5 protein-coding genes and 1 pseudogene are annotated in these 6,830 nt (G+C 65.3%); all 6 read right to left on the bottom strand.

What is annotated here, in order from left to right; all coding sequences use genetic code 11:
* Positions 1-183: 183 nt before the first annotated feature.
* Positions 184-309 (bottom strand): annotated as a pseudogene (locus tag AC50X6_RS18590) (molybdenum cofactor biosysynthesis protein); the annotation flags it as partial.
* A gap of 196 nt (positions 310-505) precedes the next feature.
* Positions 506-1,879 carry a DUF3100 domain-containing protein gene (locus AC50X6_RS18585; RefSeq protein WP_494967614.1) on the bottom strand — a complete coding sequence of 458 codons (1,374 nt, stop codon included), beginning with the start codon at positions 1,877-1,879 and terminating at the stop codon, positions 506-508.
* Positions 1,876-3,102, bottom strand: coding sequence for an amidohydrolase (locus AC50X6_RS18580; RefSeq protein WP_494967613.1), 1,227 nt, complete (start codon positions 3,100-3,102; stop codon positions 1,876-1,878). Before AC50X6_RS18580 ends, AC50X6_RS18585 begins: the two co-directional genes overlap by 4 nt.
* Before the next feature lie 15 nt (positions 3,103-3,117).
* Positions 3,118-4,665 (bottom strand): aldehyde dehydrogenase family protein, encoded by a 1,548-nt coding sequence (locus AC50X6_RS18575; protein ID WP_494967612.1) that lies wholly within the window; start codon positions 4,663-4,665, stop codon positions 3,118-3,120.
* Complete coding sequence (locus tag AC50X6_RS18570; protein WP_494967611.1) at positions 4,662-5,642, bottom strand: NAD(P)-dependent oxidoreductase; 981 nt, start codon at positions 5,640-5,642, stop codon at positions 4,662-4,664. Before AC50X6_RS18570 ends, AC50X6_RS18575 begins: the two co-directional genes overlap by 4 nt.
* Positions 5,643-5,695: 53 nt before the next feature.
* Complete coding sequence (locus AC50X6_RS18565) at positions 5,696-6,595, bottom strand: MurR/RpiR family transcriptional regulator (RefSeq protein ID WP_494967610.1); 900 nt, start codon at positions 6,593-6,595, stop codon at positions 5,696-5,698.
* Between the last annotated feature and the right edge of the window lie 235 nt (positions 6,596-6,830).

Genomic DNA, 6,830 nt, shown 5'->3' with positions numbered 1-6,830 from the left:
GCAGCAGATCGAAGCCGCTCAGGAGAGCTATCCAAGGACTATTGGCCTTCCCGCGCGGTGGAGGACGAACTTCGTTTGATCAGACTGGCGGAGGCAGAAGCCCCAACCTTGTGATGCTGCTGAAATCGCTAAGCGGGGGAGTTGCCAGCTGCGCGAACTCCGGCAGCCCGCCGCCGGCCACGAGTCCGCTTGCTCGGCGTCTGCCGCGGGGACGTCGGCTGCGCTTTCGCGTTCGCGGCCGAAGTAAGCCTGCGCCGACGACACGGGCAGATGCAGGATCTCCACGTCGTACCTGTAACTAGCAGTCATCGCACAAAACTATCGTCTCGCGCAGGCGTAAGCGTCACCGAGTACCTTGATGAACCCTCTGGCGACGCGGCCCAGGCCGTTGGCTGGCCTGACTGGTGGATCCGCCCTTGAGGCACCCCGCTGAACGCAATAGGGCGACGGCGGGAGCTCCCGCCGTCGCCCGCTCCGTGCTGCCGCAAGAAAGCGGCACCGATGGCTAGTGCCAAAGCCCCAACGCGAACTCCGCGATCACGGTAGAGAGCAGGAAGGACGCGGTGATGGCGACCAGGCCCACGGGAATGATTTTCCAGCCGATGGTCTTCAGCAAAGGGATGTCCTTGCCCAGGGACAGACCCGCGAGCGTCAGCATGACGGTCGCGATGGAGAGGAAGTCGACCGACTTGATGACGGTGGTGAGAGCTGCTGCACCGAAGAACCAGGGGCTGGAGATGTAGGCGCCGATGGTGGTGATGAAGACGATCGCCGATATTTTCCTGGTGATCTTCGCCAGGGCAATGCTGACCAGGACCAGGGCGAGCATGATTCCGTACCCGCCGACAATCGTCAGGCTGAATCCTTTGGCCGCCACCGAGGCAGTGCCGATGCCCAGGACCGTAAGGACTGACAGGGACAGCCACAGCGGGAGCTTGATGGCTGCCGAGGACGCGACGACCTGTTCGCGGAACCGGCGGTTTTCTTCGGCCTGGGCCTCTTCCCGCTCAACGTCGGCCCGGCCGCGCTCGCCGGGGGCCCCTGCCGTGACGGCCGCGGCTTCGCGGGTCTGCTTGCGGGTGAGGACTTTATAGAAACGGTCCGCCAGCGGCAGCGCGATGTAGATTCCGACGTAGACGCCGAGGATGGTGGTGATCAGGTTGGACACTGCCGCCATGCCGAGGATGGCTTCTTGGTCCCCGGGATAGGCCGCGATAATGCTGGCCGAGGACGCCGCCATCATGGAACCGGACCCCACGCCGGCGCCCATGGCCAGGGCCAGAGGGTCGAAGATCTTCCAGTTCGCCACCAGCGAGGTGAGCAGCGTGATGAACACGGCGCCAAAGAGGGTTCCGAAAACGTACATGGCCAGCACGCCCCGGTACTGGTCCGAATCGGGACCGTACTTTTCGGAGACCATGGCGAATGACGGTTCGCGGTCAAGGGAGAACGTGGCCCCTACCGTTGCCTTTCCCATCCGGAGCAGAACAGCCAAGGGGAGGGCCAGCGCGATGGTGCCCAGCAGGTGGCCTACTTCCTGCAGAAGCAGGGCGGGGCCGGCCTTGATCAGGCTGGGCAGGCTGGGGCCGATGTTGAACGCCAGCCTGGCCACAAGGAGCAGAACGGCCACGCCCACCAGGGCGGCCGCGATCCGCTGCAGGTCCAGGCCCAGCGGCTTAAACTTCTGGACGGAGACCAAGAGTCCCAGGACGAGGCCCCAGACCATGGGGAAGATGACGATTGCGCCGATTCCGAGGTCAATCTTGGCCTGGCCGATCAGCTGGACGGCTAAGGCAATGACAAAGGCCAAAGCAGCGACCGGAAGCGTCAGTCGGGCACCAGCTTTGTCTGTCCGCGCGGTTGTGGTGCTGGTACTCATGAAGTGCCTTCCTGGGTGAAAGTACGACGGCGGTATGCCGCTTTGATGAAGCGTGCTCTTTCGGTGGGGGTTGAGGCCGCGGCGGCGACAGTCCAGGCCAGCGCGGTGGCTGCCTCGAACATCACGCCGTACGCCTCCGGGGAGTCTGCGAGGGCGGCGAACTCGTGTGAGTGGATGGGTACGTCCGCACCGGGAATGCTTAGCCAGGGATGCAGAGACGGGATGACCTGGGAGATGTTGCCCATGTCGGTTGAGCCGCCACTGAGGCCGGCCGAGGGCGAGGTGTCTTTACCGAACGCCTCCATGGCCTCGGTCCAGTGCGCAGCCAGCCCGTTGTCCTGAAGCAGGGGTTCATAGAGGGGCTCTGCTGCCTCGACGGCCAGCGTTGTCCCCGTAGCCAGTGCGGCCCCTTCGAAACAGCGGCGGATGCGTTCGAGCAAGGCCTCATATTCCGTCAGAGTGAAGGCCCGGCATTCAAACTGGACCACCGCCCGTTCCGGAATGATGTTCGTGACGTGCCCGGCTTCGGCGACGAAGCACGCGATGCGGTGGTCCCCGGGGATCTGCTGGCGGAGCAAACCAATGGCGACCTGGCTCAGCACGGCGGCGTCTGCGGCGTTCACGCCGAGATGCGGGGCAGCCGCCGCGTGTGCTGCTTTACCTGTAAAGGTCGCCTTGTACCGGCCCACGGCCTGGGCACTGGTGCCTGCCGGGTTATACGTCAGGCCGTCCTGGACGGGATGCACCATCAGTGCCAGGCCGACGCCGTCGAACGCTCCGCGTTCCAGCAGGAGGGCCTTGCCGCCGCCGTGCTCCTCGGCTGGCGTTCCGATGGCCTTCAGCGTGATGCCCATCTCATCCACGTACGGTCGCAGGGCAAGGGCGGCGGCGACGGAGGCGCCCGCGATCAGGTTGTGCCCGCACGCGTGCCCGATGTTGGGGAGCGCATCATATTCCACGCACAGAGCTACCGTCAGTTCGCCGCTGCCGGCGCTCGCGGTGAAGGCCGTGGGGAGACCACTGGTCCCGCGCTCAACCTTGAAGCCGCCGTCGGCCAGCAGTGCTGCTGCCGCTTCCGCTGAGCGGACCTCCTCGAAGGACACCTCCTTGTGGGCGTGGATTTCCCGCGCCATGGTCTGGACCCGTGGCTTCCAGTCCTCGACACCGTTGGCAAGGGCCCTGCGGAGGGTCGCCACGGCGGGGGTTGTGTCTGTCAGTTTCATCAGTATCTGCCTGTTCTAGTAGGACAGCGATGGGAAGGGAGAGCCTGCTGCACGCGTGGGCACCCAGATGGCCTTCGTCTGGGTGTACTCGTCCAGGACTCCGGGACCGGAAGAACGGCCGTGGCCGGAATCGCCGAAGCCGCCGAACGGAACTGCCACGTGAATGGTTTTGTAGGAGTTGATCCAGAACGTGCCGGCCTTCACCTTGCGGGCGATGTGGTGCGCGCGGGAGACATCAGAGGTCCACACAGCACCGGCCAGGCCGAAGCTGGTGTTGTTTGCCCTCGCAATGGCCTCCGCTTCCGTGTCGAACGAGTCTGCCCCGAGTACGGGACCGAAAACTTCCGTGGTTTCTAGGCGGTTCTCGGGCGTCACTCCGTCGAGCAGGGTCGGCATGACCCAGTGTCCGCGGGCCAGTGGGGACCCGGCGAGTGCATCCGGAAGCGTCGACCCGGTGACCCGGCGTCCGCCGTCGTTCAGTCCGGCCTCGATGAGGGAGTTGACGGTGGCGAACTGCTGGGCTGTGATGATCGGGCCAACTTCGGTGTCCGCGCTGAGCGGGTCCCCGATGCGCAGCCGCGCGGTCCGCTCGGCCACCATCTCGATGAACTGCGCGTACACGCTCCGCTCCACCAGGAGTCGTGATCCGGCGACGCATGACTGTCCTGCACCCGAGAAGATCGCAGAGATGGCACCGTCGGCGGCACGGTCCAGGTCGGCGTCGGCGAACACAATGTTCGCGCTTTTGCCGCCGAGTTCCAGCAGAGCGGGAATCCCGGCCTGCGCGGCCGCGACAGCCACCCGTCGTCCGGTGGGGACCGAGCCGATGAAGCTGACTTTGCCAACGCGCCGGTCGGTGGTGAGGGCGGCACCAACGGTCCGGCCCAGTCCCGTCGCCACGTTGAACACGCCTGCCGGTAGCCCCGCTTCGTGCACCAGCTGGGCGAGCCGGACCGAAGAGGCCGGCGTGAATTCGCTGGGCTTGATGACCACAGCATTGCCAGCCGCCAGCGGGGCGGCGGAGTTCCAGCCCGCCGTGAACAGGGGCGCGTTCCACGGTGTGATGGCGACGACGACGCCCCACGGAACACGCTCGGTGTAAGTGTGCCACGGCCCGGGAACGGGAATGGTCTGCCCCGTCAGTTTGTCCGCCCAGCCCGCGTAGTAGCCGAACATTTCAGCCACTTTGGCAGACTCGACGCGGGCGTCACGGATGGGTTTGCCGGTAGTGGCTGACTCGAGGATGGCAAGTTCCTCCGCATGTGCTTCCACCGCGCGGCTGACGTTGCGCAGGATTGCTGCCCGTTCGAAGCCGTTCATTGCGCCCCAGGCCGCTGCACCCGCCGTCGAGCTCTCCAGTATGGCGTTGGCGCCCTCGGCGCCGGGATCGGCATAGGTGGCAAACGGTTCGCCGGTCGCCGCCGCAGTGAGCGTGATGCTCTCGCCGCTGCCGGGCATGGTCCGGCCGTCAACGAAGGCGCCGAGGCCAGCCGGGAAGGCTGCGTCCAGGACCGCCCGGGCAGTAGCTGCCGAGGAGGAGGTAGGTGCCGTGGCGATGTTCAATGTGCTGTTCCTTCGAGGTTGGAGGCAGGGGAATCAGCCGACGGCGATGGTGCCGCTTGCTGCGTTTTCTGCGCTGGGTGCGGCGTGGGTGCGCCTGCGGGCGAGATGGACGGGGCGATGGTCCTGGCGATTTCGGTGAAGTCCGCGCGCGGTCCAAGGACGGCAAGAGCGTCCTGCCACTGGACGGCGACGGCTGCCAGCAGGGCCGGGCTTTCGCCGATCTGGGCCGCGACGTCAACAGCGAGGGCGGCATCGCGGGCCATCAGGCCAAGGGAGAAGCCTGAATCGTGGGTGCCGGAGAGCACCCAGTTGGGATACATGTTCGCGGAGACTTTGCTGCCGCCAGAGGCCTCACTGATGCTCGCCGCCGCTGTGGCAGGATCGATGCCGTAGGCCTTGGCTACGCCGAGGGCCTCGCCCACGGAGACCAGGTTCGCCGCGGCCAGGATGTTGTTTAGGAGCTTGACCACGTTGCCGCTGCCGGGGCCGCCGATGTGGATGTACTTGCCGCCGGTGAGGGCGAGCAGGACAGGCTCGGCAGCCGCAAGAGCGGCGTCGGTTGCTCCGACGAAGGCCCTTAAGGATCCCGTTGCGGCTCCGTCGCGGCCACCGGAGACCGGGGCGTCCACGAAGGCAGCCCCTTGTGCTTCGGCAAGGGCGGCCATCCGTTTGCTGGTGCCCGGTTCGGAGGTGGTGGTGTCAATGATCGCGACGGTCCCTGCTGCCGCCAGAAGCTGCGGAACGGTGAAGTCCACGATGCTGGCTGCGGGCAACGAGAGAACCGCGTACGGAGTACCGGCGAGATCGGCAAGTCTTGCCGTGGTGGGAATTCCCGCGTCGGAAGCGGTAATCCTGGCGGACGCGGAGGGATCGAATCCAGTGACGTCCCAGCCGGCTTTGTCGAGAGTGGCAGCAATCGCTCCGCCCATGGCTCCGAGACCAATGACGGCTATGCGGCGGTCGGTGCTGGTGTTCATGAACTTCTCCTGAAGTATGCGGGTGGAGGGTGGAAGAATTTGGGGTCCGGGGGTCAGTCGAGGTAGATGTCCAGGTCTTTCCACAGTTGCTGGGTGCGGCGGATGGCGGCGCGGCTGCGTTCGGGGTGCGCTGCCTCCATGCCCGCGAGCAGACCGTAAACCAAAGAGTTTGTCGCTGTGACGGACTGGAAGAAGGAGATTCCTTCCGAGGCCACCACCAGGAGATGGTCAGCCGCAGCGGCCAAGCGGCCGCGGCGCATGTCGCTGATAGCAATCACCGTTGCGCCTGCCTTCTTGGCGGCATCGGCGGCGACGATGATCTGCCGTATCGAGCGCCACATGTTTATGACCACCAGGACATCTCCTTCGCCAAGGGTGTTGGTGCTGGAAGCGAGGTGGACGCCGCCGCGGTTCTCCAGAGTGATGGGGTAGCCCATGGTGGAGCCCAGGTGCGCCATCACGCTGGCGGGGCCGGCGAAAGAGCCCATCCCGACGACGGTGATGGACTTGGCGGCGGCCATGGCCGCGATTGCTTCCTCGGCGTCGTTGGCCGTATTGGAATCCAGTGTCAGGCGCAGATTCTCGATGTCGTGGTTGAGCGCGTCATGCAGGGGACTGCGGTGCTCGCCGTGCTCAGTCAGGGTGTCCTCGGTGGAGATCACCACGAGGTACCGGGAGCGCAGTTCCCGCTGGAGATCGGGCCAGCCCCGGTAGCCCAAGTGCTGGGCGGCGCGGACTACCGTGGAGTTGTTGACATCGGCGCGCTGGGCGATCTCGGCGATGTCGGCGTACGAGGAGAGTTGCGGATTGCGGCCGATGACATCGACCACCCGGCTTTGGGCTTTGGACAGCGGAACGTCAGGAAGCGCATCACCGAGCCACGCCGGGGAAGACTTCCCGGCGCCGCTGGTGGCTCCTGTACTGGCTTCAAGATCGACCGCGTCGGTGTTCAAATCCGGACCCCTATCTGTAACGCACATCACTCTGCAAGGCAGGTTGCACCTAATGTACTATGCAATTTCGTTTGCGAACAGGCATTTTGGTCTCCGGCTTGTGAATCGTCATTGTGGTGGCTGCCCGACTGCGCCACCATGGTCGTATGAACGCTGAGACATCGAAGGCGGCGGAGCTGAACCTTCCCCAGGCCTTCCTCCTTCTGGCAACGAACGATCACGACGGCAAGCCTGT

The organism is Pseudarthrobacter sp. HLT1-7, assembly GCF_059383435.1.
Note: the sequence above shows the minus strand (reverse complement) of the source record. Positions and strands in the feature narration are given on the sequence as shown.